This is a genomic window from Microcoleus sp. C2D2 (assembly GCF_036702495.1).
GTDB lineage: Bacteria > Cyanobacteriota > Cyanobacteriia > Cyanobacteriales > Microcoleaceae > Microcoleus.
In genome coordinates, this window is the sequence record NZ_JAUBTO010000129.1 from 1 (window position 1) to 24,851 (window position 24,851).

Below are 24,851 nucleotides of genomic sequence, written 5' to 3' on the forward strand. Positions count from 1 at the left end.
ACGATCGCGATGTCAATGCAGCTATCAACATCAGAAATGAAGCCTTGCGGATATTGGACTTAGGAACTAGGTCTACAACCAATGGAGGGAATGTAAGACAACCGGGCAAGACTTCGGTTTTGTTAGATGCAGTTCCCTGTGAAGTTGGAAACTCCATCCCTCTATAGGGTGGGGTAGTTCATAAGAATTACCATCTACGCAGCGGTGACCAGAAACCGGGTTTTTTCACCCTTATATTTGGTTGCAGCCCGCACACGGGCGTAAAAAACCCGGTTTCTTAGGTTGGAGTGCGTCCACGACTGAAGAATAAACCCCATCGCTACTGCGAACCTTTGCAAACCCACTTCCACAAAGGATGACTCGGCCCCTGTTGGCGAATGCGGCGCACTTGTTGTTCCAAACCCTGTTTTTCCCGCAGGGGCAATCCTCGCACCATATTGCGACTTTGCCAAGTGAGCACTGCTAAAGTCATCCCCAAGCACAAACCTAAACCGAGAGTCGGCCAGCGATGAAAAGATAAACCGTAGCGCACCGCCGCCCAAGTAAAGTGTTCTAACCACAAAGCGATTTCGTCGCGCAAACCCCAAATGCTCAAAGAACCGACGCTAATCCACAGCAATATAACAGTTAACCAGCGGCCGTAAACTGTTAGTTTGTGAAGCCTTTGGACTTCAATTTGAAAATTTCCGTCGCTTTCATTAGTCATTAGTTATTAGTCATTAGTCATTAGTCATTAGTCATTAGTCATTAGTCATTAGTTATTAGTCATTAGTCATTAGTCATTAGTTATTAGTCATTAGTTATTAGTCATTAGTCATTAGTCATTAGTCATTAGTTATTAGTCATTAGTCATACCAAGTCCGACTTAAATACCCGCTTTATCTGTTAGTCCGCTTGGAGTGGACGAAAGTTTGACTCTTAAGCGATTTCAATATCCGAATCATAAAGGGGGTAATATCGTTTCCGGTTGCATGGGCACGATCGAGTCAAGGTCAATAATTCCACATTCTCCGACGGACTACTCCCAACTCCCAACGGACCATCATTCCGGTGTTACCGGAATTGATATAACAAACCCGGATCTAGTATCGTGTCGTTTTTACTGGCATGGGAATCATAATTTTTCGAGTCAGAAAATCTGAGGACTTTAGTCCTCACTACAAGCACCTTTATTACGGTTAATTGACCCGACATGATATGACTGATGAGCAATGACAATTAAACTTCCTCTGACGAGTTGATGGCTTCTACAGGGACAGCGAGGGAGTTGCCCGTGCGATTGCGCCACCAAGCCAGCAGCGTGCTGGCAATGAAAATACTCGAATACGCACCCGCAATAAAGCCGACAATCAATGCTAAAGCAAAGTATTTGAGCGTTTCGCCGCCAAACAAAAAGATGGAAAACAGTGTCAGGAGAGTAGCAAAAGTCGTGTTAATTGACCTTCCCATGGTCTGCATGACAGCATCATCGACAATTTGATCGATCGACTGTCCCGGATTTAGCTTGATTATTTCTCGCACGCGATCGTAAATTACTACTGTATCGTTAACAGAAAAACCGATAATTGTCAAGAGCGCGACCACAAATAAACTGTCAACTTCCACTCCTTGAACTAAACCCAAAAACGAGAAAACACCAAGAGTAACCAACACGTCGTGGAAGAGAGCAACGAAAGCAAAAAAGGCATAATCCAACTGAAACCGGAATGTTAGATAAACCGTAATTCCAGCAAAGGAAAGAAATAAAGCCAACAATCCCGAACTAAATAATTGTTTACCGAGGGTAGGCCCAACCGTATCAATTTGAGTAGATTGAGGAGCAAAAGCGCCTATCTTTTCGCTCAAAGCTGTTTGTAAATTAGTGCGCTGTTCGACATCCAAAGTTTTCGTTCGCAGCGACAAACCTCGCTGTTCTTGGCCGATAACTTGAATGCTGCTGCCACCTAAACCTTGGGCGTCCAGGACTTCGCGGACAGCGGCAAGATCGATGGGTTTACAATTTTCTGGTTTCGTGCAGTCGAGTTCAAATTGCAGCCGAGTGCCGCCGATAAAGTCCAAACTCGGCCGCAGCGGTGCGCGGATGTCGGGACGAGTCCAAGAAATTGCCATCGACACTATACCTGCAAGGATTATAGCGGCGGAAATACTCCACCAGAGCGATCGCTGTTTGATAACACTGAATTGCATAATTTGAAGGAAGAAGGAAGAAGGAAGAAGGAAGAGGGAAGAAGGAAGAGGGAAGAAGGAAGAGGGAAGAAGAAAGAAAAATTTCTCAATGTAGGGTGCGCATTGCGAACCTTACCTACTGCGCACTTTACCTAGTCTGTCAACAGTTAACTGTTAACTGTCAACAGTTAACTATTAGCAGTTTTCGACAAATCGGGACAGAACCACTGAGGTTTCCGCAGGGCCGGAAAGCCCAACACTACCAAAAGTAGAGTGCGGCTGCAAGTAATAGCAGTAAACATACTCACTACTACGCCCAATGCCAGAGTTACAGCAAACCCTTTAACTAAACCAGCGCCCAACCAGAACAAAGCAGCACAAGCAATAACTGTTGTGACGTTGCCGTCTAAAATGCTGGAAAAAGCCCGGTAAAAACCAGATTCGACCGATCGATAAAGCGTTTTTCCGGCCCGCAACTCTTCCCGCGTGCGCTCAAAAATCAGCACGTTAGCATCCACGGCCATCCCGATGCTGAGAACAAAACCAGCAATTCCCGGCAGCGTTAATGTCACTCCCAAAAGCACGAAAGCTGCCCAAGTTAACAGAGCATAAATTAACAGAGCAATATTGGCAATTACGCCGGGAAGTCGATAGTAGGCAACCATGAAAATCAAGACTAAAACTAAGCCGCCAATACCTGCGTTAATACTGCTTTGAATGCTGTCTCTACCCAAGCTAGCGCCGATCGTGCGGTTTTCTACAATTTCGACCGGCACCGGCAAAGCGCCACCGCGCAATTGCACTGCCAAATCGTTGGCTTCTTGCGTTGTAAAGTTGCCTTGAATTACGGCACTCCCACCAGTAATTCCTGTCTGGGCAAATTCAACGCCGACGACTGGAGAACTGATCATTCTTTCATCTAGAAAAATACCGATACTGCGTCCGGTGCCGGCTAAATTTTTAGTGAGTTGGGCAAAGAGTTCGCCTCCTGGGGTATCGAAAACGAGAACAACGTTCCAGTTGTTCCCAGAGGCCAAGGGTTGAGGTTGAGCGTCTTTGAGGTTTTCGCCACCGAGTCCGCTGCTTTTGAAGAGTTTGGCGATCGCCTCATTGCTTCTTTTCAAAGCAGCTTGATTTTCTTTAATTGCTGCCTCATTGTTGCTATTTTTCAATTCTGCTTGTTTGGCGAGTAATTCCTGCTGCAACTGCCTTTCAATGGCTAATTGTGCTTCTGTTCCGGGCAGTTGTTCCTGAAATTCTAGCTTTGCCGTCCCGCCCAAAACTCGTTCTGCTTGCTGCGGGTCATTTACTCCGGGCAACTGCACGAGAATTTGGTCTTCTCCTACTGTTTGCACTAATGCTTCGGAAACGCCCAAACCGTTAACCCGGTTTTCGACAATCCGCCGCACTGCTTCTAACATTCCCTGGTCTATTTTGGGAATTGTGGGGGTAGTTTTTACCTGAATTGTGAGTTGCGACCCTCCTTGCAAGTCTAATCCCAGCCGCGTCGGAATTGTTACTATTACAGTAATGGCGGCGATGATTAGAACCAAAATTAGGGCTAATATTGAACGTTGTTTTTGCATACTTAATTATTAGTCATTAGTCAGTTGGCAGTTGTCAGTTGGCAGTTGGCGGTTGGCAGATTTTAGTCAACAGTCATCAGTCATCCGTCATGCGTCATCAGTCATCCGTCAACAGTCATCAGTCAAGAGTCAACAGTCAACCAATGACTACTGACTAATCACTATTTATACTCGCAAAGCTACCATTTTTTGGACGGCTTCGACAATTTGAGTGGGCTGGACAATTGTCAGTCTTTCCAAATTGCCGTTGTAAGGTGTGGGAATATCTTGTGAAGACAGGCGTAAAACCGGTGCGTCGAGTTCGTCAAAAAATCGATCGCTGATTGAGGCAATTAGTTCGGCACCGATGCCTCCTGTTTTCATGCACTCCTCTACAATAATTACTTTGTGAGTTTTGCGAATGGATGCGCCAATTGTCTCCACGTCCAGGGGTTTGAGAGAAATTAGGTCGATTACTTCTGGATCGTAACCTTCTTTTACCAGTGCGGGCACGGCTTGCATGACGTGGTGCCGCATCCGGGAATAAGTCAGGATAGTGACATCTTTGCCCGATCGCACGATTTCTGCTTTGTCCAGCGGCACTAAATATTCTGTTTCTGGCAAATTTTCTTTGAGGTTGTAAAGAAGGACGTGCTCGAAAAACAGAACGGGGTTATCGTCGCGGATGGCTGATTTTAAGAGTCCTTTGGCGTTGTAGGGAGTCGAACAGGCGACTATTTTCAAACCCGGTACTGCTTGGAAATATGCTTCTAGGCGCTGGGAGTGTTCCGCGCCGAGTTGCCGGCCCACGCCGCCTGGCCCGCGAATTACCATTGGCATTTTGAAGTTACCGCCGGATGTGTAGCGCAGCATTCCGGCGTTGTTGGAAATTTGGTTGAAGGCCAGCAGCAAAAAGCCCATGTTCATGCCTTCAATGATCGGCCGCAGTCCCGTCATTGCTGCGCCTACTGCCATACCCGTAAAGCTATTTTCGGCGATCGGGGTGTCGAGCACTCTAAGTTCGCCGTATTTGTTGTATAGGTCTTTGGTGACTTTATAGGAACCGCCGTATTGACCTACGTCTTCGCCGAGTACGAATACGGCGGAGTCGCGGGCCATTTCTTCGTCTAACGCCTCGCGGAGGGCGTTGAACAATAAGGTTTCTGCCATAGGAGGTGAAGCAATGATTGCAGGAGGGTCAGATTAGAATCTTAACCTTTTGGGGGTGTGGATGAGGAGGCGATCGCAAATTTGACAGTTAAGACTTGATATTTTGCCAACATCTATCATAACATTTGTATTCTGTCAATTTATTTTTAAGTTAAAATAATACTAACTTGCCTGCCCACACCAGAGGAATATTATGCTCCCGACAAAAACTGAATTAACTCTGGAAGAGTTTCTCACTCTTCCCGAAGGAGAAGGCGATATTACCTACGAACTTATTGACGAGCAAGCAGTACCGAAGATGTCACCTAAAAAATTTCATTCTCGCCTCACCCGAAGCCTAATAAAACTCCTCGAACAGTGGGGTGAGGAACGGGGAGAAATTGGTGTAGAATGGGCGGTTAGATTAACCAGACTGGGGCGAGACTGGGTGCCAGTACCAGACCTTTTATATGTTTCTTACGAACGCTTATCTCCTGACTGGAATCAAGATGAAGCCTGTCCTGTAGTACCAGAATTAGTCATAGAAATTATTTCACCAGAACAAACTTTCGGTCAGTTAGCTGCCAAAGCGAGAGATTATTTAGATGCTCAGGTATTGCGGGTTTGGGTAGTAGATAGCAAGGCTAGAAGCATTACAGTTTTTTACCCCGATGCAGCACCGCAGACTTATAGGGGAGATACCCTATTAAAAGATCCACTTTTTGAGGGATTAGAATTTACGGCGTCACAGCTATTTCAAATGGCAAAAATACCACCAACCTTCTCTTAGAGTCCGGAGTTTTTATACAAGTAGAGACTCGGGATATTTGTTTTTTTGAGCGACGCTTACTTAATTGCTCATTAATCTGCTTTCCTAACACATAACACATAACAACTAACGAATAACTAATGACTAATGACTAATGACTAATGACTAATGACTAATGACTAATGACTAATTTCAGCAAAATGTTTTTGCAATAAATCGTGAATAAATCGATAGCGCCGATCGCCAGTTTTTTGCAGCAACAAGCGATCTGCCGCAGCATCGAGAAAACGCCTGTAATCCCAAGGAATGTAACCCTTCGACCACAGCACGAGGTGCAATATAAACCTTTCAATCCCCGGAATTCCCGGCAACAAAGCACTAATTACCGCAGCAACAGCACCGGCAATTAATCCCCAAATCGACCCGGAGACTAGGGTAGCAATTAATCCTAAAATCACCCAAATCAGCCCGCCCACCAGCTTAACTCCCAACTGATACTTGCGCCGTTCCTCGTCTGTTTGCAGCCAGCTAGACGGTATGCGATCGAGGTAAAATTCTTGAATTCCTTGCTGTTCCATCCTTCTGGCCAACCATCCCAGCCAGTGGCGAATTTGTTCCGGCCGCAGTTCCTTACCTCTGGGATACTGCTTGACTTCCCGGGTCATTTGGTGGCGAATATAGGCAGTTAACAGATATTTGCGCTGTTCTTCTGCAGAAGTTATGCGCTTCCAAGATTCGATTAAAATATCTTCATAAGCCAGAGCCATCATGCTCAAAAGCAAGGGAACTTTTGCCAATTTCAACAACTCCGGCTCGCGCTCAATGCTATACCAAAGTTCGCGGCTTCGGGCGTCTAGCAGATAATTTTGAATTTGAGTTTCTGTTAAAGATTTCAATAAAACCGCTGCTTGCAGGCGAAATCTACTATCGCAGTTTTTGTAAGCTTCAAAACTGCTGCAAGCTACTAAATGTTTGGGTTTCAATTCGCTTTCAACAAACTGGTTGATTGCTTGAATGCAGATATTTTGGCGGTGGGTTTCTACTTCGTCCAAGCCGTCGAGGAGAGGCAGCAATTTTTGTTCGGCAAGCCATTTTTTGCCTACAGCAGGAGAGATGCGGTATTTGAACTGAAGTTGAGCAATTAACCAATCTGCGATCGCCCCGGATTCTGCTTTCCACGATCCGAGTTCAAACAGCACTGGTACTGGCAAACTAGCATCTTTTTGGGCGCGAGAAACTAACACCCGAGCTAATTCTAGCAGGGTCGTAGTTTTGCCGGAACCCGTCGCTCCCAAAATTACCAATTTGCCGCCGCTGCGCGAGAACACTTTAGCAATGCTTGCTTTGGGAGGAAGCCGAAAACTCGGACGGTTGCCGGCTTTGACTTCCACATCCCAACAGCGGTTAACACCCGTTGGCGGCGAGTCTTGGCTGAGGTTAGCCAGCACAGCAGCGTGCAAAGACTGCGCGAGGCCTGCTTGGACTTCCTGCTTCACCTCCTCCAACAATCGATCGCGGGGCGGTTGTAATCTCAGAGGAATGAATCTTGACATTTTAGTTACCTCGCGCTGAACGCTTACCTTGCCAGATTTGCGCGAAAATGATCCAGAGCAAGATTACCATCAGTACAGGCGTCCAGTATATATTGGCTCAAATTATTGCGGCAATTATCCATGTAAAATTTTATATAAAAATCCTGACCCAGCGGCTCGCACTAGGTATTTCCACTATAAATTAACTGGCGATCGCCCCAACTCCCAAACAAAAATTATTAGTATAAAGACAGAGAGGTCAATTATGCCATTTACTTCTACCCAAATCATCATCACAGGCTTAGCAGGAGTGGCAACAGCGGTGGGAGTTGCTGTTGCAACTATACAGTCGGGTGCGATGAAACCATCCAATCCTCCCCTTGCAGAATCGCCGGCCTCCACCAAAAACCAGATTGCAGCGGTGGCGGCGAACAACCCCGAATCTGGGCAACCAGAACCTCTGCAAGCACCAACCCAGCCTGCAAAATCTCCCCCATCTCAATCTCAACCAGCCAAAACCCCAGCAGTTCAACCCTCGCTAGTTGCAGAAGTCTCTGGGCCAAAAGTTGGGCCAGTAGTTGTCACACCGCCAAATTCGGGTTGCAAAATCACGCAGGCTGTAGTCAGCGATCCGAATCCACCGCTAAATGTGCGATCGAGCCCGCAAGTAAGGGACAGCCAAATAGTAGGAAAACTTAATAATAATACCTTTGTTTCCGTCGCCGAAGAACAAAACGGCTGGTTGCGAATTACCGATCCGCCCGGTTGGATTGCCAAAAACCGCACCGAAAGCAGTTGTTCCAACGTCAAGCAGCCGATTAATTTTCTACCGGGAGGAGATGAGGCAATAGTCAAAGGTCGAATTATCGGCGGCGGCAGTCATTCTTACATAATTCGCGCCGCTAAGGGTCAAACTATGACTGTTAGGACTCTGAAAGATGTTTTCCCCCTAATTATAGCTCCGGGTGGCGAACTTTTAGCAGGAAATCCTTATGAAGGCAATGAAACAGAGTGGACTGGAAAAGTGCCAGTAACTGGCAATTACACATTACAACTAGACTCAAATTTCAGGGGGTACGAATACGAATTTTCGGTAAAATTGCGATAAGTTTTCTGACCTATGTAGGGACACGGCAGTGCATACGCGGATCGGCGACTTTTAATAAATAGTATAATTAAGGAATCGCCCCAAGCGATATATCAAGAATTGCAAACTTCTGCCAATCTTCCGAATCAAAGTGCCACCATTCAGTTGTTATACCGATAAATCCCTGTTTTTTCATCGCATCCTTAAGCACTTGACGATTTTTCCGAGATTGGGCGCTGCCGCCTTGATAATCTCCGTGAGCTTTTTCGGTAAAATCATCGTAAGGTGTTGGCATTTCTAATTCTTTGCCGGTGCGATCGACTAAAGTCAAATCAATAGCAGCACCGCGATTGTGCCGCGAACCCCTAGCAGGATTAGCAACATAGCGCGGATCTGGCCTAACTTCCCACATTTGCTCAGTCACAGAGAAAGGCCTGTAGCAATCGTAAACTTTCAAACCCAATCCAATTTTTTCCAAATCTGTTTGAACTAGCGCTAACTTTTGAGCAACAGAACTTCTCAAGGCGCATTTCGATATAGGGTAAAGTTTTCGTTTCAAGAAATTGTTAGTAGTGGCGTAGCGGATATCGAGGCGAATGTTGCGATTTACGGTGCGGATGTCAACCAGTCGCGCCCATCTGGGAAGTTGACTCATGAAAATACTGTCAGGTACTATTGGGTTGGGTTCTGGTTGGGGAATTTGCACTTGTGGCGGCTCCTGGGCGCGGACAAAGGTTGTATGGTGCAGACCGATCGCACATAGCAACACTAGCATAAATGCGATCGGGTATTTTCCAAAACGATTAAATTTCATAGCTGTTCTGATTGTGAGTGTTAAAAAGTAGATTGAGGTCGTTGTTCTATGCTATAACCAATATTATGATGTCACCGTGACAGCAAGGGGAGCTATGAAAACTGCAATTTCACTTCCAGATTTAGTTTTTGAAGAAGCCGAGGCTTTGGCTAGTCAGTTAGGGTTATCGCGCAGTGAGCTTTATACAAAAGCATTGCAGGCGTATCTGCGGCGACACAACCGAGCTCGAATTTTGAGCAAACTGAATCAAGTCTATTCTGAAGAGTCTTCTAAACTAGATCCTGTCTTGGCAAAGATGCAATTTATGTCCTTACCCCATGAGGATTGGTAATGTATCGCGGAGAAATTATGATTGAACCGCGAAGACGCGAAGGACACGAAGGAAGAGGTCATATCAAATCCGTTGGTATCGGAATTATTCATCTCTCTATTCTCTGACTCTGCGCCCTCTGCGCCCTCTGCGGTTTAATTATTCCGAAACAATTGTAAACTATTTTACGCAACTGGCACTCTTAGTAAGGTGCGTCAGAATACTAAACCCTCGATAATTGCTCTAGAACTTCGTCTGACGCACCCTACAAATCGATGGTCGTGTGACAGGTTTGCCAAGGATCCTGTTGTTAAATTCCCAAGCGCTGATACACTAAATCTAAGTGCCTCAATTGATACTGCGGATCGAAACAATCATCAATTTCTTTGGTTGTCATCTTAGCTGTTACCCGATCGTCTTTAGCAATTAAATTGTAGAAATTGCCGCCCGGTTTGTTCCAGGCTTCGTGAGCACAAGATTGCACAATTTTGTAAGCGTCTTCGCGACTGGTGCCTTTTTCTACTAAGGCTAACATCACGCGCTGACTGAAGATGACTCCGCCGTAAAGGTTCATGTTTCGCTTCATATTTTCGGGATAGACTAGCAGGTGTTTTACTAAGTCTGTGGTTTCTACTAACATGAAGTGAGTTACTGTAGAACTGTCGGGCAAAATCATGCGTTCTACGGAACTGTGAGAGATGTCTCGTTCGTGCCAAAGCGCTACGTTTTCTAAGGCTGCGACGGCGTTGGCGCGGACAATTCTGGCCATCCCTGTGAGTCTTTCCGATCGAATCGGGTTGCGTTTGTGGGGCATGGCGGATGAGCCTTTTTGCCCTTTGGCAAAGAATTCTTCGACTTCGAGTACGTCGGTGCGTTGCAGGTTGCGGATTTCTACTGCAAAACGCTCGATCGATGCTGCTAAAAGTGCTAAGGTTTGGACGTATTCGGCGTGTCGATCGCGGGAAATGACTTGAGTGGATGCGGTATCGGGTTCGAGTCCGAGGTTTTGACAGGCGATCGCTTCTATTCGCGGATCGATATTAGCATAGGTTCCGACTGCGCCGGAGATTTTGCCGACTGCTATGGACGATCGCAAATTCACTAATCGGGCGCGGTTGCGAAAGACTTCGGCCAGCCATCCTGCTAGTTTAAAGCCAAAGGTGATGGGTTCGGCGTGAATTCCGTGCGATCGGCCAACCATGACGGTATTGCGATGCTGTTGAGCCTGATAGCGAATAGCTTGACTCAATTCTTCGACACGTTCTAACAAGATATTGACGCTGGCGACTAATTGCAGCGCCAAAGCGGTATCGAGCACGTCGGAACTGGTTAAGCCGAGGTGAATGTAGCGGCCGGCATCGCCTACATATTCGTTGACATTTGTCAAGAAGGCGATCATGTCGTGGCGGACTTCGGCTTCTATTTCGAGGACTCGTTTGGGGTCAAAATTAGCCTTAGCTTTGATTTCTTCGACTGCGGCGGCGGGGATGTAGCCGAGTTCGGCTTGAGCTTCGCAGACAGCGATTTCTACTTGCAGCCAGCTTTTCAGTTTGGCGGTTTCAGTCCAGATGTTGCCCATTTCGGGCAAAGTGTAGCGCTCTATCACGGTGGGAGTTGGGGAATGCGATCGTCCTATTGTACCTCTGCGAGGCCTCCGTCTTCAGTCTGGATGGGGAATTTGGGGCGATCGAACTATCCCTCTTCTGAGTTTGAATATTTCGTTTGTTTCGGATATTGCGTTTATAGCACAGTAAGTGTTATCGTGAAGGAAACAATCAAGTATATGTCGGCCAAATACTTACATACCCCTCCCAGTAATAGCTACACGGGTCTTGCTCGCTCGCAGCTTCTGTCTGCTGACCAATAAAACGGGGTCTGGTATAATCAGCGGTTTAAACCGCTGATTATACCAACTTATACCACCATATTGACTCTGTGCTTCAAAAACAATCACATCAAAAAAGAGATTAATTATGTTGAACCAAAAAGCATCGCTTGAGTCAGTTTTGATTCCCGAACAAAAACAAGAAGAAATAGCAAAATTAGATCGGATCCTCAGCCACGAATTTGCACAACCAAAATTAGTCGGAAGTAACGGAGAAGAGATAGTAATTCCTGAATCAGTCTACAGCATTTTGCGTCATATCGTGGGTGCAATGGCATCAGGTCAAGCTATCTCTCTAGTACCTCACAATCACGAACTGACAACACAGGAAGCTGCTGATATTCTGAATGTATCCCGACCATTTCTGGTCAAGTTACTAGACCAGGGAGAAATTCCTTGTATCAAAGTAGGAAAGCATCGACGTATTCGTTTGGAGGATTTAACTTTATATAAAGAACATCGAGACAACAAACGTCGCCAACACTTGGATCGGCTAATCGAGATGACCGAAGAAGCTGGTTTGTACGAGGCATAGAAATAATTCCAACATTAATATGTCTAAGCTTAGTGTTGTCCTCGATGCTTGTGTCCTGTTTCCTATGTATCTGCGCGATACTCTGCTTTCCACCGCCGAGGCTGGTCTGTATTTACCGTATTGGTCGCAGAAAATCCTTGATGAAGCAATGAGCAACCTTGTCCGCCAAGGGATATACTCCCAGGAGAAAGCAATAAATTTTGAAGCGGAGATCGATGCAGCCTTTCCCGAAGCAATAATTGAAGTACCTGTCGGCTTAGAGCAAATCATGAAAAATCACCCTAAAGACCGTCATGTTCTTGCTGCTGCTGTAACAGCAAAGGCTGATATCATTGTTACCAGCAATCTCGCGGATTTCAAAGAAAAGGATTTAGCTCCTTGGAACATCAAATCGCTGTCACCTGATGAGTTTATGAGCGAGCTATTTGACGAATACCCGGACTTAATAGTTAGATTATTACGGCAACAGTCGGAAAGGTACAAAAAACCTCCGAAGACTGTTGCTGAATTACTTGAATTTTTGGAAAAAAAAGCAGGAATGCCAAAATTTGCTAGTGATATTTTGTTATATGAATATAGTCGAGATATTGTGCAAACTGCGGAAACACTCTTAAGGAAATACGGCAGACAAATACCCGAAGGCGGTAAATTTCTTCAGGGAGAGCGGTATCGTATTTGGCAGCAAGAAAAAACACTTACAATTACTGCGAAAGATGGTAGAGGTGAAATTCTACGATTTCAGAATCAGGAAATTGAAGGGAATATCTCATCAGAGGATGTCAAAGCATTAAAAATATTTGCTCAAAGCTTGGATTGAGAATTAACAATAAATAGGGTTGAGGATCAACAAGCTGATTAAAATAACCGATTTGCAGGAGCTAAAGGAGCTACAAGATGAATAGTCGTTACAGCCTCATCATCCAGTGGTCAGAAGAAGATCGACTTTTTGTTGTTAGCTTGCCGGAGTTTATTGATGTCATGCAGCCTTGCACTCACGGACACACTTACGAGGAAGCAGCAAAACACGGACAAGAATTGTTAGAAACCTGGATTGAGCTATATCAAGAAGATGGCAAACCTCTACCAGAACCTAAGACGCTGGGGAAACGATTGCAGATTGCGTAAAGTTATTAATCCCAACCCATGAATATTTTTTACAGCAGCGAAGACGACGGTTATATTGCCGAAATGCGTCACAATCGCGAACTGACAACACAGGAAGCTGCTGATATCCTGAATGTATTACAACCATTTCTAGTCAAGTTACTAGAAAACGGAGAAATTCCCCATGTCACAGCTGGTTCTCATCGGCGCATACTTTTCCAAGATTTAATGGTTTATAAGGAACAGCGGAAAGTTAAGCGCCGACAAGGACTTAAGAAACTAACTCAATTTCTTCAAGATGAGGGTTTTTACGAAGAATCTGTATCCGATTTAGCTGAGTAATATGGAAATTATAACTCTTGCATAAATCTTTGAGTGATAGAGAAACCGCAGATTTAAAGCAGATAAACACAGATAAACGCAGATAATTGCAAGATTGTTTGGGAATGAGTGCAAGAGGTTTATTCTTTCTGTTGTTTTAGATTCCTGTGTCATTTTCCCTACGCCCGATCGCACATCCGCCTTACTGCATGCGATCGATCGTCCGATACTGCACCGCCTCCCCCACATGATTAGTTTTCAAGCTTTCATCCCCCGACAAATCAGCAATAGTTCTAGCAACCTTCAAAATGCGATCGCTAGCCCTCGCCGACAGCCCCAACTTCCGAATCGCCATCTCCAACAAATTCCGAGAAGCATCATCCAACTGACACCATTTGTTAATGTGACTGCTTTGCATCTCCGCATTACAGCGCAAACTAGATTCCGACTGAAAACGGCGAGTAGCGAGCTCTCGCGCCCGCTGCACCCTCACCCGCACCGGTTCCGACTCCTCCCCCGTCGGCTGTCGCGTAATTTCCTCAGGTTTCAAACGATTAACCGCCACTTGCAAATCAATCCGATCCATCAAAGGCCCCGAAAGTTTTGCCCAATATTGCTCCCTCTTTTGCGGCGAACAAGTACAGGGTTGAATCGAATCGCCGTAATAACCGCAAGCGCAAGGATTCGTACTCGCAACTAAAGTGAATTGAGCCGGAAACATCACCGATTGTCTAGTTCGAGAAATCGTCACATAACCATCTTCCAGCGGTTGTCGCAAAAACTCCAAAACATCTCTTTTAAACTCAGTTAATTCATCCAGAAAAAGTATGCCTCGATGTGCTAAAGAAATTTCACCCGGACGCGGAAAACTGCCGCCACCTACCAAAGAAGGCCCCGATGCCGAATGGTGAGGACTGCGAAAAGGCCGATCGCCCACCAAGCTTCCCTTATCCTTCAACAACCCAGCCACCGAATGAATTTGAGTCACATCCAAAGCTTCATCAAAAGTCAGCGGCGGCAAAATACCCGGCAAACGCCTCGCCAACATAGTCTTACCGCTCCCTGGCGGCCCCACAAAAATTAAATTGTGTCCCCCCGCCGCCGCAATTTCCAAAGCCCGCCGCGCGTGAATTTGCCCCTTTACATCCTTTAAATCTAAACCCGAAAATCGCGTTTTAGCTAACTCTTTTCGACCGTTTACTTCTACAGGCGAATAAACTTCAGGATTGTTCAAAAAATTAGTAACTGCAAAAATATTCTCAAAACCATAAACAGATATTCCGTGTACCAAAGCCGCTTCCTGCGCGTTACCAGCCGGTACAACCAACCCCGAAATACCCATTTTTTGAGCAGCAGCGGCGATCGGCAAAACCCCAGCCACAGGTCGCAAACTCCCATCTAAAGAAAGTTCCCCTAAAAACAAATAATCGCCCAAAAGTTCACCGCTGACTTGTTCCGATGCTGCTAAAATGCCAATGGCGATCGGCAAATCAAAACTCGGCCCCTCCTTCCGCAAATCCGCCGGAGTCAAATTAATCACAATACTCCGCATCGGAAAAGCATATCCCGAATTTTTCAGCGTAGCCCTAACCCTTTCCTTAGCTTCTTGCACCGCAGAATCTGGCAATCCCACAACCACAATTTTCGGTAGCCCCCCCGACACATCAGCCTCAACACCAACCTTTACCGCGTCAATTCCTACGATCGATGCACTCCACACCCTAGCAAGCATTTTTCTTAATCCTTAATTTGCCTGTCCTTGATTCATCATCTATTATGATTAACAATGACTAATGAATATCGGAAGAGGCAAGAAAAACTTTTCCTTGCCTCTTCTTTTTCTCCTCTTTCCTCTCTCCTGCTGGGTCTTCCCTCTTCCCTCTTCCCCTTCTCCCTTCCCACTTGGGCCTTCCCTCTTCCCACTTCCCCTTCTCCCTTCCCACTTGGGCCTTCCCTCTTCCCACTTCCCACTTGGGTCTTCTTCCTTCTTCCTTCTTCCTTCTTCCTTCTTCCTTCTTCCTTCTTCCTTCGTTAACACCCATGACAACTCAAGAAACGCTTTTCAGCAAAATTATCCGCAAAGAGATTCCCGCAGACATCGTTTATGAGGACGACTTGGCCCTCGCTTTCAGAGATATCAATCCGCAAGCGCCCGTCCACATCCTCGTCATTCCCAAACAGCCTATAGCCAAATTAGCCGATGCCGAGTCGGAAGATCGTGCTCTCATGGGACACCTGCTGCTGACTGTCAAGCGCGTAGCAGAACTACTCGGACTTAGCAACGGCTATCGCGTCGTCATTAATAGCGGCAGCGACGGCGGCCAAACTGTAGACCACCTGCACCTTCACATTCTCGGCGGACGGCAGATGAAGTGGCCCCCAGGCTAAAGCCTAATTTTTACGCAGAACTTGCTGACTCATCCTCAGAAACCCGGTTGATTTCTATTGCCCAGCGCTTCAGAAACCGGGTTTCTTTTTTCGTCAATAAACCCGGTTGATTGGCTCTTATTGACAATGCAGCCCGATCGCACTAGAAACCCGCTTGTCAGTATTCTCCCGATAAAAATTTACCCTCGCAGAAGCCACCGGTGATATGTGAATAAATATTAAAAATCATCTCTTCAAGGCCTAATTAAGAGATATTTAAATAGAAAGGATCTCGACCTGAACACAAAAAAATTCTCGAACTGCTGAACCAACCTACATACAATAAATTCAGTTCTTCAGGTCGCTATATTTAACCGATTTGGTGTGTAATATTACTTTGTAAAAAACTACAAAACTTTACGAAGAATTAAGTCATTGTAAAAGTTTGTAAAATGTTTAAATTGTCAGCAGAAATCCCTTGGCAAACTAGAGTGAATGGTGTTACTAATAGAAGCGTGGGGCATCCCCACAACGAACCTTGAAAATTCAATTAAGCAATCATAAACCAAATGACAACAACCGTAGAGCGTCGCGAAAGCGGCAACGTTTGGGAACGGTTCTGCGAGTGGGTAACTAGCACCGAGAACCGCATTTATGTGGGTTGGTTCGGCGTCTTGATGATTCCCACCTTGATCAGCGCCACCGCCTGCTACATCATCGCCTTCATCGCTGCTCCTCCTGTGGACATCGACGGCATCCGCGAACCAGTTGCTGGTTCCTTGATGTACGGCAACAACATCATTACTGGTGCTGTTGTTCCTTCATCTAACGCAATTGGCTTGCACTTCTACCCCATCTGGGAAGCTGCTTCCTTAGACGAATGGTTGTACAACGGCGGCCCCTACCAATTGGTAGTTTTTCACTTCCTGATTGGCATTTTCTGCTACATGGGTCGTGAATGGGAATTGTCCTACCGTTTAGGTATGCGTCCTTGGATCTGCGTCGCTTACTCTGCACCAGTTGCAGCAGCAACCGCAGTATTCTTGATTTACCCTATAGGACAAGGCAGCTTTTCTGACGGTATGCCCTTGGGTATCAGCGGCACATTCAACTTCATGATCGTGTTCCAAGCTGAACACAACATCCTGATGCACCCCTTCCATATGTTGGGAGTTGCTGGTGTCTTCGGCGGTGCTCTGTTCTCCGCCATGCACGGTTCCTTGGTAACATCTTCTTTGGTTCGCGAAACAACCGAAACTGAATCTTTGAACTACGGTTACAAATTCGGTCAAGAAGAAGAAACCTACAACATCGTTGCAGCCCACGGCTACTTCGGTCGTTTGATTTTCCAATACGCGAGCTTTAACAACAGCCGTTCTTTGCACTTCTTGTTAGGTGCATGGCCAGTTGTCGGTATCTGGTTTACCTCTTTGGGTATTTCCACGATGGCGTTTAACTTGAACGGTTTCAACTTCAACCAATCGGTTATCGACTCGCAAGGTCGCGTCATCAACACTTGGGCTGATGTCATCAACCGCGCTAACTTGGGTATGGAAGTAATGCACGAGCGCAACGCTCACAACTTCCCCCTCGACTTGGCCGCCGGTGAAGTCACCCCAGTAGCAATGGTTGCTCCTTCCATCAACGGCTAAATTTAGCTTTTGATTTAACAAAAAGCGCTCCTAGAAATAGGGGCGCTTTTTGTTTTGGCAAGTAGAATTTGATAGATTTCCTTCTGTTAAATCTGTTAAATCCCATACACGGCGCGTTGCCGAGCTTCCTTCTTCCCGATCGATCTGATATATTAATGAGGAATTATTATTTTTGGCAATCATCAAAGTGGCGATATTTAACAGGCACAAATTTGAAAAACTCGTGGTTCATAAATCCAAAACATTAGCCTGGGCGATCGCATTTTTTAGCGGCATTTTGATGGCATTGACAACCGCACCAGTAAATGCTTGGCTATTGGCTTGGGTAGCCCTAGTTCCCCTCTGGATTTTGGTTGTTAGTTATGAAAAGCCTCTTCAAGAAGTAAAACAACCAAAATTCTTTTTTCTTCCTGCTTCATTCTTCCTTGTTCCTTCACTCTGGGGAATTGGCTATCACGGATTAGCTTTATCTTGGATTATGGGAATTCACCCGATGACTTGGTTGGGAGTTCCTTGGTGGCCGAGTTTGGCGATCGCACTTTTTTGCTGGGCATTCATCACCCTCTGGGGAGCCGCCTTAGTCGCCGTGTGGGCCTGGCTATTTGCGATCGCAATTTCCAAAATTAGTGGCACAGGCATCTTGCCTGTGATTCCCCAAAAAATTAGTGGCACAGGCATCTTGCCTGTGATTCCCCAAAAAATTAGTGGCACAGGCATCTTGCCTGTGATTTCCCAAAAAATTAGTGGCACAGGCATCTTGCCTGTGATTCGCGTTTTAATTGGCACAGCTTTGTGGTGCGCCTTAGAAAGTATTTGGAGTACAGGTTCGCTGTGGTGGACATCCCTATCATATACCCAAAGCCCGCACAATTTAGCAATATTGCACCTCGGTCAACTCTCCGGCCCCAGCGCAGTAACAGCCGCTATTGTAGCAGTAAATGGCTTAATCGCCGAAGCTTTTATAGAAGGAAGAAGGAAGAAGGAAGAAGGAAGAAGGAAGAATTGGATTCCTTATATTTGGCCGGCGAGTTTGTGTTTAGTTTTGCATATTGCAGGATGGAGCTTATACAACCGCCCTTTGAATCAAGAAGCTGCAACCGCTTTAAAAATTGGCATTATTCAAGGCAACATTCCTAACGAGATTAAGTTTGATTCAGGGGGTTGGGGGCGCGCTTTGGAAGGTTACACTATTGGATACAAACAGCTAGCAGACAGGAAAGTCGATGCTGTGTTAATTCCAGAGACAGCTTTGCCTTTTATCTGGACAAACGAGTATCAACGTTCTACTCTTTCCTTTTACCAAGCTATTCTCGAACGCGGCGTTGTGGCTTGGGTTGGAGGATTCGGACAGCAAGAGAATAGTATCACTAACAGCTTATTGGCGATCGATCGCACTGGAGAAATTATCGGCCGCTACGATAAACTAAAGCTAGTGCCTTTAGGCGAATATATCCCTTTTTACGAAATCTTAGGCGGGATTATTAACCGGCTTTCTCCCTTAGATGCTCATTTAGTACCCGGCAATTCTCAACAATTGTTTGATACGCCCTTTGGCCGCGCCATTGTCGGAATTTGTTACGATTCAGCCTTTGCTGAAAATTTCCGATATCAGGCGGCGAATGGAGGCGAATTTATGATCGCCGCTTCCAACAATGCCCATTATAAACCGCCGATGCTGGCTCAACATCACGCTTTAGATGTGATGCGGGCAATTGAGACGGATAGATGGGCAGTTATCGCAACTAATACGGGTTACTCTGCTTTTGTAAATCCTCGCGGCGAGACGGTTTGGAAGTCTGGAATTAATACCTATGAAGTCCGAGATACTACTATTTATCGGCGGCAAACTCGGACTTTGTACGTGCGGTGGGGAGATTGGCTGACGCCTGTATTGTTAGTATTTGCTGGGTTAATGCGGTTTATTGTTAAAATTTAACCAGTAAGTTATACCATTTTAGATTTTCTATACCAATCTCAAATCTCAAATGGAATGAATCTACTTATCTTTTTTCACGCGCTCGTGAATGCTAGGAGATAAAGAAATTAAATCGGCGATATTGCGCTGCATGGTAGCACAAATGCTGTCCAAAGGCAAATCATTCGTATCGTGCTGGAAGGGATTTTCTATTTCAATGCCGATTTCTTCGATGCCGAACAAAGTAAAACTAATTAAAGCTACAACTGGGCCGGTTCCCCAAGCCAAATCGTTCACCATTTGAAAGGGCAGTGCCAAACAGTAAAGCAACAATAGTTGTTTCAGGTGAATCGCGTAAGCCAAAGGGATAGGCGTCTTCAAAATCCGCTCGCAGCCGCCTAATACATCAATCATAGAGTTGATCAAGTCCTTCATACTAGTTAACTGATAGACATCGAGGCACTTGCGCTCGTACTGCTCGTGCAAGTAATCCTCAATCCAAAAGGCAATTTCTAGCGGCGGATTGTTCATTGATTTGAGCTTTTGGTACTGCGCTGGGGACATTAACGGCTCCAATTCTGGATTTACTGCTTCTTGCCGCAAGTGCAGTTTCATTGCCACAGCAAAGGCAGGTAACAGGCGTAGGGCTGACTTTTTGAGTTCGATATCCTGCGGGTCTTTTTCCTCAATTGCTACCCAGATTTGGCGCGCCAAATTGCGGACGTTGTTGATTAAAGTACCCCAAGCTTTTCGACCTTCCCAAAATCTGTCGTAGGCTGTATTTGTCCGAAAAACTAACAGTAAACCCAGGACAATACTCGGTACAATACTCGACAAAGTTGGCAAGGAAACCGGCAACTTAAAAAAGTGCAGCAGGGAAATAAAAACTCCAAAGCCACCGCACAGCAAAACGCGGGGCCAAATTGACGGAATCACAGACACCCGAACCTGTAATGCACTTTTAAACCAAGGCGGTCGATCGCCACTCATGCAAGTCTCCTGATTAAATTAGTAGTCTGCGCCCTAGGGCGGGCGGCGAAAATGCCTGGTAAACTTAGTTCTTCGGCTGCCGCGAGTCGATTGGAGATTCGAGATTTTAGATTGACTCCACAGATAAATCTGGGGGGTTTCAACTTTGGTCTAAAATTTTTTGGTCTCCACAACTGCTGTCAGGGCTTGTATTCCTATTTGAGTGCGGTATTTGAGTGGGGTGAGAACTTCCGAAAACAGCTTTCCTATAAACAACCTTTCGATTTTACCCAAAAAACTCATATTTAGGCTCAATCTCAAATCTCAAATCTAAAATTGATGGACTGAGGCACTTAATTCGGTAAGATTAACTATGTATCTTTAAACCTCAGCTTCCGTGCAAGAGCTACCGACATCTGTGCCCCCGCATTTTCACCGATTGCCAAACCAACGGTGGCAAATTTATTCGCCTCAACCACAGCAAGCCGAACAGTTTGCCGCTGAAATCGGTTTGTCGCCCTTGCTGGCACAGGTACTGATTAACCGGGGCATCGACTCTCTGAAAGAAGTGCAAGGGTTTATCGAACCGGAATCTCTGGTTTTGCCCGCACCAAAGGATGAGTTTCCCGATTTGGCTGCGAGTGTCAAACTGTTGCGGGAGGCGATTTCGGGAGGGCGAAAAATTGCGATTTGCGGCGACTACGATGCTGACGGGATGACGAGCACGGCTTTGTTGCTGCGAGCTCTCAGGGCTCTGGGCGCGAATGTGGATTATGCTATTCCGAGCCGGATGCGAGAAGGTTATGGGATTAACGATCGCATTGTAGAAGAATTTCACTCGGAAGGTGTCGCTCTCATTCTCACGGTTGACAACGGAATTGCAGCCTACGCCCCGGTTGCCAGGGCGCGAGAACTCGGTGTCAAAGTTATTATTACAGACCACCACGATTTGCCGCCCAAACTGCCGCCGGCTGATGCTATTCTCAACCCAAAATTAATTGCAGAATCTTCGCCTTATCGCGGTTTGGCTGGCGTAGGCGTTGCTTATGTTTTGGCGATTACTTTGGCAATCGATCTGCAGAAAGTGGGCGGGTTGGTGAATCCGCTGCTGGAGTTATTTACTTTAGGAACTATTGCGGATTTAGCGCCTTTGACTGGAGTTAACCGCCGCTGGGTAAAGCGGGGTTTGCGGCTGTTGCCTCGCTCGCAATTGGCGGGTGTTCAGGCTTTGATTCAGGTGGCAGGAGTCCAGCCTGCAAGTGCGGAAAGTCCCTCAATTCTCAACTCAAAAACTCAAACTCAAAATTCGTTAAAGCCGGAAGATATTGGTTTTAGGCTGGGACCCCGGATTAATGCTGTGGGGCGGCTGGCTGACCCTCAAATTGTGATAGAGTTGCTGACCGCGGACGATCGCGAATTGGCTCTCAAAAACGCGATGCAGTGCGAACAAATCAATCAGCGCAGGCAGGAGTTGTGCCAGGAAATTGAGCAGGAAGCCATCGCTTGGTACGAGAAAAGCGATCTCGATTTGCAGCAAGAACGAGTTTTAGTTGTCGTGCAGCCCGGTTGGCACCACGGGGTGATCGGGATTGTAGCTTCTCGGTTGGTGGAACGCTACGGCGTACCCGTTTTTATTGGTACTTTTGAGGATGAGGCGGAGTCGGGGAACGAGTTTAAGAAGGATAATAACTCTAAAATGGTGCGCGGTTCGGCGAGGGGAATTCCTGAGTTTAATGTATTTGACGGGCTGAATTTTTGCGCGGATTTATTAACTAAATTTGGCGGACACAAAGCGGCTGGCGGTTTTTCTATGCCGGCCCAGAATCTCGAACAATTCCGCAATCAACTGTCAATTTTTGCCAATCAATGTTTGCAGCCGGAACACCTAAAACCCCTGGTTTCAGTAGATGTGCGAGCGGATTTTGCTGAGATTAATCTCGACCTTTACCGACAAATTGATGCTCTGGAACCTTGCGGAATTGAAAATAAGGCTCCTGTATTTTGGACGCCTAATGTTTGCATAACTGAACAGAAAATTGTGGGTAAAGGAGGTCACGTTAAACTAACTGCAACTCAAGATGGAAAAGTATCGGCTAGTGTGAAGGCGATTGCTTGGCGTTGGGGGGAATATTTTCCTTTGCCTCGGCGGGTTGATATTGCTTACCGATTGCGGGAAAATAGTTTTAATGGCAAGACATCGGTGGAGTTAGAATTGTTGGGTGTCCGGCTGCCTGCAGGTGCTGCTAGTTCCAGGCCGCCGATGTTTGGAAAAGTTGAGTTTGATTACTGCGATCGCACTTATTCTTGCAGTCTGTCTCCCGCCGGGTCGAGCGAGGAATTGAGAATTCGCAACTCTCAAGGGCAAGTTCTGGCTGTTGCACCCGGACAAAACATCGGTTTGTTAGGCAACTCTCGCAAAGATGCTAGAGAAGTCGATGTATCTCTACCTTTTTTTGAGAATTTGATTCAAACTGCTAAACACGCCCTCGGTATTTGATAACTCGCTATTTGATAACAAAGCTCGTGCAAAGCGAGAAAATTGGCGATCGAGCGTTGTGAATTTTGAATAATTTAAAACTCAAAACTCCCAACTCTCGATCGCCCCGGAGCATGCTATAATTACAGGTCGCCGCCTTTAGCTGCCAGCAGAAAAATCACGATCGGGCCCGAAAGCACGACGGCTGCGAGTAAAGCTACCTGAACAATGAGTTGGTAGTCTACACCAGCCAGGCCGCTGAAAAGATCCGTTATAAAGTCCATGTGTCCTCCTGACTGTAGTGATTAAGTCTAGATTGTTGAATTAGAAAATCCGCTTCTGATTTTACCGGGCTATCGTCCCTATCTTTTAAGGAACTTTACAAAATTCAACAAAATGTAAACTGCGAGCCACCTCCCAGTCACAGGAAGGGACTTGATGCCCCTTCCGAGAAACTGCCCCCAATCTAAAATCTCAAATCGAACCGCCCCTTCCGACTTGCGGGCCTCCGGCGCTGGCAATTGATATACTTGAAGAGCCCCAATCTCAAGAAGTTTGGCATTTTCCAGATTATGCTGCGAATCTAAAATCTAATATCTAAAATCTCAAATCAAACTATGGCTACTTGGCGTTGCGTAAAGCAGTGCGGTGCTTGTTGTTACCTCGACCCAACAGAGCGCCCTGACTTAGACGAGTATTTATCCACAGAGGAACTAGCGCTCTACTTGAGCTTAGTCGGAGAGGACGGTTGGTGTATCAATTTTGACAGAGGGACGCGAGAATGCGGAATTTATGCCGATCGACCGCGCTTTTGTCGGGTAGACTCAGAGGTGTTTCAGGATATGTACGGCATTGAGCCTGCCGAATTGAACGATTTCGCGATCGAGTGCTGCTTGGAACACATTGAAGATCTTTATGGCGATCGATCTTTGGAAATGATCCGCTTTAACTCTGAAGTCGGAATCCTCGCCTTACCGAAAAATAGGGTCTAAAGCCCCTTCTTCAGCGGACGGCTTTCTCTAAAGATGTTATAGTTACGCGAGTAATGTTAGCGTAAATATGCTGGTATTTGAGGCAAAACTTGAGGGGACGAAGGAGCAGTATGAGCGGATTGATGAAGCCATTCGTACTGCTCGATTCGTTCGGAATAGTTGCATCAGATACTGGATGGACAACAAAGGCATCGGGAAGTATGAGTTGAGTGCTTATTGCGCTGTTCTCGCTCAAGAATTCCCGTTCGCTGGAAAACTTAACTCCCAAGCCAGACAAGCTTCTGCCGAACGAGCTTGGTCTGCTATCACTCGGTTCTACGACAACTGCAAAAAAGTCAAGCCAGGGAAGAAGGGTTTCCCACGATTCAAGCGCTTGCGAACCCACGGTTCTGTTGAGTACAAAACAACGGGATGGAAGCTGTCTGAGGATAGGAGAGCTATCACGTTCAGCGACGGGTTTGAGGCTGGAAGTTTTAAACTGTGGGGAACCCGTGACTTGAATTTCTACCAGTTGAAGCAGATTAAGCGAGTTCGAGTTGTTCGTAGAGCCGACGGGTACTACGTCCAGTTTTGTCTTGACGTTGAACGGATCCAGAAGAGAGAACCCACAGGTAAAACCATTGGTCTTGATGTTGGATTGACTCACTTCTACACCGATTCCAACGGTCAAACCGTTGATAATCCCCGCCATTTGAGAAAGTCCGAAAAATCCCTTAAGCGACTGCAACGTAGACTTTCTCATACCGAGAAAGGCTCTAAGAACAGAGCCAAAGCGAGAAATCGCTTGAGCCGGAAGCACCTCAAGGTAAGTAGGCAGCGTAAAGACTTTGCCGTGAAGTTGGCAAGGTGCGTAGTCCAGTCTAACGACTTGGTTGCCTACGAGGACTTGATGGTGCGGAATATGGTAAAAAACAGCAAGCTTTCCAAGTCTATTTCTGATGCGGCATGGTCTAACTTCCGCAGTTGGTTGGAGTATTTCGGCAAGGTGTTCGGTGTGGTGACAGTAGCTGTTCCACCTCATTACACCAGCGCCAACTGCTCTAACTGTAGGGAAGTTGTCAAGAAGTCGTTGAGTCAACGCACTCATAGATGTCCTCATTGTGGGCATGTGCAGGATAGAGACTGGAATGCAGCTATCAACATACTTGAACTAGGACTCCGTACCGTGCATTACTCACAAGTTAAGCTAAAAGCACTATTGTCAATGAGTAAAATTACTCATCTTTTACCTGTTGACCCAATT

Annotated in this window: 25 protein-coding genes; 14 read left to right on the top strand and 11 right to left on the bottom strand. The window is 46.2% G+C overall.

Going from position 1 to position 24,851, the window contains the following annotated elements:
• Positions 1–319: 319 nt before the first annotated feature.
• Both QUB61_RS29865 and secF read right to left on the bottom strand, forming a co-directional pair.
• Positions 320–706, bottom strand: coding sequence for a hypothetical protein (locus tag QUB61_RS29865; RefSeq protein WP_333128674.1), 387 nt, complete (start codon positions 704–706; stop codon positions 320–322).
• 512 nt (positions 707–1,218) lie between these two features.
• Positions 1,219–2,187 carry a protein translocase subunit SecF gene (gene secF / locus QUB61_RS29870; protein WP_333128672.1) on the bottom strand — a complete coding sequence of 323 codons (969 nt, stop codon included), beginning with the start codon at positions 2,185–2,187 and terminating at the stop codon, positions 1,219–1,221.
• Here secF and QUB61_RS29875 point away from each other — a divergent pair.
• A complete protein-coding gene (locus tag QUB61_RS29875) occupies positions 2,182–2,322 on the top strand; it encodes a hypothetical protein (protein WP_333128670.1) in 141 nt (46 codons plus the stop codon). The genes secF and QUB61_RS29875 overlap by 6 nt on opposite strands.
• 32 nt (positions 2,323–2,354) lie before the next feature.
• Here the strand turns inward: QUB61_RS29875 and secD are convergent, their stop codons facing one another.
• The gene (secD, locus tag QUB61_RS29880) at positions 2,355–3,752 is read right to left on the bottom strand and encodes a protein translocase subunit SecD (protein ID WP_333128668.1); all 1,398 of its coding nucleotides are present in this window, start codon (positions 3,750–3,752) and stop codon (positions 2,355–2,357) included.
• Positions 3,753–3,917: 165 nt separating this feature from the next.
• Positions 3,918–4,901: an alpha-ketoacid dehydrogenase subunit beta gene (locus tag QUB61_RS29885; protein WP_333128666.1), complete on the bottom strand. Its 984-nt coding sequence runs from the start codon at positions 4,899–4,901 to the stop codon at positions 3,918–3,920.
• Positions 4,902–5,094: 193 nt separating this feature from the next.
• On the opposite strand from QUB61_RS29885, the gene QUB61_RS29890 reads away from it, so the two are divergent.
• Positions 5,095–5,670: a Uma2 family endonuclease gene (locus QUB61_RS29890; protein WP_333128664.1), complete on the top strand. Its 576-nt coding sequence runs from the start codon at positions 5,095–5,097 to the stop codon at positions 5,668–5,670.
• Positions 5,671–5,828: 158 nt separating this feature from the next.
• Here the strand turns inward: QUB61_RS29890 and QUB61_RS29895 are convergent, their stop codons facing one another.
• Positions 5,829–7,202, bottom strand: coding sequence for an NACHT domain-containing protein (locus QUB61_RS29895; RefSeq protein ID WP_333128662.1), 1,374 nt, complete (start codon positions 7,200–7,202; stop codon positions 5,829–5,831).
• A 244-nt stretch (positions 7,203–7,446) separates the two neighbouring features.
• Here QUB61_RS29895 and QUB61_RS29900 point away from each other — a divergent pair, with 244 nt between their 5' ends.
• The gene (locus QUB61_RS29900; protein WP_333128660.1) at positions 7,447–8,289 is read left to right on the top strand and encodes an SH3 domain-containing protein; all 843 of its coding nucleotides are present in this window, start codon (positions 7,447–7,449) and stop codon (positions 8,287–8,289) included.
• Positions 8,290–8,356: 67 nt separating this feature from the next.
• Here the strand turns inward: QUB61_RS29900 and QUB61_RS29905 are convergent, their stop codons facing one another.
• Complete coding sequence (locus QUB61_RS29905) at positions 8,357–9,082, bottom strand: M15 family metallopeptidase (RefSeq protein WP_333128658.1); 726 nt, start codon at positions 9,080–9,082, stop codon at positions 8,357–8,359.
• 94 nt (positions 9,083–9,176) lie between these two features.
• Between QUB61_RS29905 and QUB61_RS29910 the strand changes: the two genes are divergently transcribed.
• Positions 9,177–9,413: a hypothetical protein gene (locus QUB61_RS29910; RefSeq protein ID WP_333128656.1), complete on the top strand. Its 237-nt coding sequence runs from the start codon at positions 9,177–9,179 to the stop codon at positions 9,411–9,413.
• Positions 9,414–9,702: 289 nt separating this feature from the next.
• Here QUB61_RS29910 and purB read toward each other — a convergent pair whose 3' ends face one another.
• The gene (gene purB / locus QUB61_RS29915) at positions 9,703–10,998 is read right to left on the bottom strand and encodes an adenylosuccinate lyase (RefSeq protein ID WP_333128653.1); all 1,296 of its coding nucleotides are present in this window, start codon (positions 10,996–10,998) and stop codon (positions 9,703–9,705) included.
• A gap of 367 nt (positions 10,999–11,365) precedes the next feature.
• On the opposite strand from purB, the gene QUB61_RS29920 reads away from it, so the two are divergent.
• The 4 genes from QUB61_RS29920 (at position 11,366) to QUB61_RS29935 (ending at position 13,258) form a co-directional block, all read left to right on the top strand.
• Positions 11,366–11,812 carry a helix-turn-helix domain-containing protein gene (locus QUB61_RS29920; protein WP_333128651.1) on the top strand — a complete coding sequence of 149 codons (447 nt, stop codon included), beginning with the start codon at positions 11,366–11,368 and terminating at the stop codon, positions 11,810–11,812.
• Positions 11,813–11,831: 19 nt separating this feature from the next.
• Positions 11,832–12,629 carry a PIN domain-containing protein gene (locus tag QUB61_RS29925; protein WP_333128649.1) on the top strand — a complete coding sequence of 266 codons (798 nt, stop codon included), beginning with the start codon at positions 11,832–11,834 and terminating at the stop codon, positions 12,627–12,629.
• Between the two features lie 77 nt (positions 12,630–12,706).
• Positions 12,707–12,937: a type II toxin-antitoxin system HicB family antitoxin gene (locus tag QUB61_RS29930; protein WP_333128647.1), complete on the top strand. Its 231-nt coding sequence runs from the start codon at positions 12,707–12,709 to the stop codon at positions 12,935–12,937.
• A gap of 18 nt (positions 12,938–12,955) precedes the next feature.
• Positions 12,956–13,258, top strand: a complete 303-nt coding sequence (locus QUB61_RS29935) for an excisionase family DNA-binding protein (protein ID WP_333128645.1) — start codon at positions 12,956–12,958, stop codon at positions 13,256–13,258.
• 181 nt (positions 13,259–13,439) lie between these two features.
• Here the strand turns inward: QUB61_RS29935 and QUB61_RS29940 are convergent, their stop codons facing one another.
• Both QUB61_RS29940 and QUB61_RS29945 read right to left on the bottom strand, forming a co-directional pair.
• Positions 13,440–14,969, bottom strand: a complete 1,530-nt coding sequence (locus tag QUB61_RS29940) for a YifB family Mg chelatase-like AAA ATPase (protein ID WP_333128643.1) — start codon at positions 14,967–14,969, stop codon at positions 13,440–13,442.
• Positions 14,970–15,027: 58 nt separating this feature from the next.
• A complete protein-coding gene (locus tag QUB61_RS29945) occupies positions 15,028–15,279 on the bottom strand; it encodes a hypothetical protein (RefSeq protein ID WP_333128641.1) in 252 nt (83 codons plus the stop codon).
• Here QUB61_RS29945 and QUB61_RS29950 point away from each other — a divergent pair.
• The 3 genes from QUB61_RS29950 to lnt all read left to right on the top strand — a co-directional run bounded on the left by QUB61_RS29950 (position 15,278) and on the right by lnt (position 19,192).
• Positions 15,278–15,625: a histidine triad nucleotide-binding protein gene (locus QUB61_RS29950; RefSeq protein ID WP_333128639.1), complete on the top strand. Its 348-nt coding sequence runs from the start codon at positions 15,278–15,280 to the stop codon at positions 15,623–15,625. The two genes, QUB61_RS29945 and QUB61_RS29950, sit on opposite strands and share 2 nt — an antisense overlap.
• 548 nt (positions 15,626–16,173) lie before the next feature.
• Positions 16,174–17,256 carry a photosystem II q(b) protein gene (gene psbA, locus QUB61_RS29955; protein ID WP_333128638.1) on the top strand — a complete coding sequence of 361 codons (1,083 nt, stop codon included), beginning with the start codon at positions 16,174–16,176 and terminating at the stop codon, positions 17,254–17,256.
• Positions 17,257–17,536: 280 nt separating this feature from the next.
• Positions 17,537–19,192, top strand: coding sequence for an apolipoprotein N-acyltransferase (gene lnt / locus QUB61_RS29960; protein ID WP_333190251.1), 1,656 nt, complete (start codon positions 17,537–17,539; stop codon positions 19,190–19,192).
• A 60-nt stretch (positions 19,193–19,252) separates the two neighbouring features.
• On the opposite strand, the gene QUB61_RS29965 is transcribed toward lnt, so the two are convergent.
• Positions 19,253–20,161, bottom strand: a complete 909-nt coding sequence (locus QUB61_RS29965) for a bestrophin family ion channel (RefSeq protein ID WP_333128635.1) — start codon at positions 20,159–20,161, stop codon at positions 19,253–19,255.
• 376 nt (positions 20,162–20,537) lie between these two features.
• On the opposite strand from QUB61_RS29965, the gene recJ reads away from it, so the two are divergent.
• On the top strand, positions 20,538–22,637 hold the full coding sequence (gene recJ / locus QUB61_RS29970) for a single-stranded-DNA-specific exonuclease RecJ (protein WP_333128633.1): 2,100 nt from the start codon (positions 20,538–20,540) through the stop codon (positions 22,635–22,637).
• 122 nt (positions 22,638–22,759) lie between these two features.
• Here recJ and psb30 read toward each other — a convergent pair whose 3' ends face one another.
• Entirely contained in the window at positions 22,760–22,900 is a 141-nt protein-coding gene (gene psb30 / locus QUB61_RS29975; RefSeq protein ID WP_333128631.1) for a photosystem II reaction center protein Ycf12/Psb30, read from the bottom strand.
• A gap of 333 nt (positions 22,901–23,233) precedes the next feature.
• Between psb30 and QUB61_RS29980 the strand changes: the two genes are divergently transcribed.
• A complete protein-coding gene (locus QUB61_RS29980) occupies positions 23,234–23,608 on the top strand; it encodes a YkgJ family cysteine cluster protein (protein ID WP_333128629.1) in 375 nt (124 codons plus the stop codon).
• 67 nt (positions 23,609–23,675) lie between these two features.
• A partial coding sequence (locus QUB61_RS29985; protein ID WP_333190249.1) for a transposase occupies positions 23,676–24,851 on the top strand: 1,176 nt, incomplete at its 3' end.

Coding starts and splice junctions, on each gene's coding strand:
- QUB61_RS29865 (WP_333128674.1), bottom strand. CDS start 706: ATGACTAATGAAAGCGACGGAAATTTTCAAATTGAAGTCCAAAGGCTT.
- secF (WP_333128672.1), bottom strand. CDS start 2,187: ATGCAATTCAGTGTTATCAAACAGCGATCGCTCTGGTGGAGTATTTCC.
- secD (WP_333128668.1), bottom strand. CDS start 3,752: ATGCAAAAACAACGTTCAATATTAGCCCTAATTTTGGTTCTAATCATC.
- QUB61_RS29885 (WP_333128666.1), bottom strand. CDS start 4,901: ATGGCAGAAACCTTATTGTTCAACGCCCTCCGCGAGGCGTTAGACGAA.
- QUB61_RS29890 (WP_333128664.1), top strand. CDS start 5,095: ATGCTCCCGACAAAAACTGAATTAACTCTGGAAGAGTTTCTCACTCTT.
- QUB61_RS29895 (WP_333128662.1), bottom strand. CDS start 7,202: ATGTCAAGATTCATTCCTCTGAGATTACAACCGCCCCGCGATCGATTG.
- QUB61_RS29900 (WP_333128660.1), top strand. CDS start 7,447: ATGCCATTTACTTCTACCCAAATCATCATCACAGGCTTAGCAGGAGTG.
- QUB61_RS29905 (WP_333128658.1), bottom strand. CDS start 9,082: ATGAAATTTAATCGTTTTGGAAAATACCCGATCGCATTTATGCTAGTG.
- QUB61_RS29910 (WP_333128656.1), top strand. CDS start 9,177: ATGAAAACTGCAATTTCACTTCCAGATTTAGTTTTTGAAGAAGCCGAG.
- QUB61_RS29920 (WP_333128651.1), top strand. CDS start 11,366: ATGTTGAACCAAAAAGCATCGCTTGAGTCAGTTTTGATTCCCGAACAA.
- QUB61_RS29925 (WP_333128649.1), top strand. CDS start 11,832: ATGTCTAAGCTTAGTGTTGTCCTCGATGCTTGTGTCCTGTTTCCTATG.
- QUB61_RS29930 (WP_333128647.1), top strand. CDS start 12,707: ATGAATAGTCGTTACAGCCTCATCATCCAGTGGTCAGAAGAAGATCGA.
- QUB61_RS29935 (WP_333128645.1), top strand. CDS start 12,956: ATGAATATTTTTTACAGCAGCGAAGACGACGGTTATATTGCCGAAATG.
- QUB61_RS29940 (WP_333128643.1), bottom strand. CDS start 14,969: ATGCTTGCTAGGGTGTGGAGTGCATCGATCGTAGGAATTGACGCGGTA.
- QUB61_RS29950 (WP_333128639.1), top strand. CDS start 15,278: ATGACAACTCAAGAAACGCTTTTCAGCAAAATTATCCGCAAAGAGATT.
- QUB61_RS29945 (WP_333128641.1), bottom strand. CDS start 15,279: ATGGGTGTTAACGAAGGAAGAAGGAAGAAGGAAGAAGGAAGAAGGAAG.
- psbA (WP_333128638.1), top strand. CDS start 16,174: ATGACAACAACCGTAGAGCGTCGCGAAAGCGGCAACGTTTGGGAACGG.
- lnt (WP_333190251.1), top strand. CDS start 17,537: ATGGCATTGACAACCGCACCAGTAAATGCTTGGCTATTGGCTTGGGTA.
- QUB61_RS29965 (WP_333128635.1), bottom strand. CDS start 20,161: ATGAGTGGCGATCGACCGCCTTGGTTTAAAAGTGCATTACAGGTTCGG.
- psb30 (WP_333128631.1), bottom strand. CDS start 22,900: ATGGACTTTATAACGGATCTTTTCAGCGGCCTGGCTGGTGTAGACTAC.
- QUB61_RS29980 (WP_333128629.1), top strand. CDS start 23,234: ATGGCTACTTGGCGTTGCGTAAAGCAGTGCGGTGCTTGTTGTTACCTC.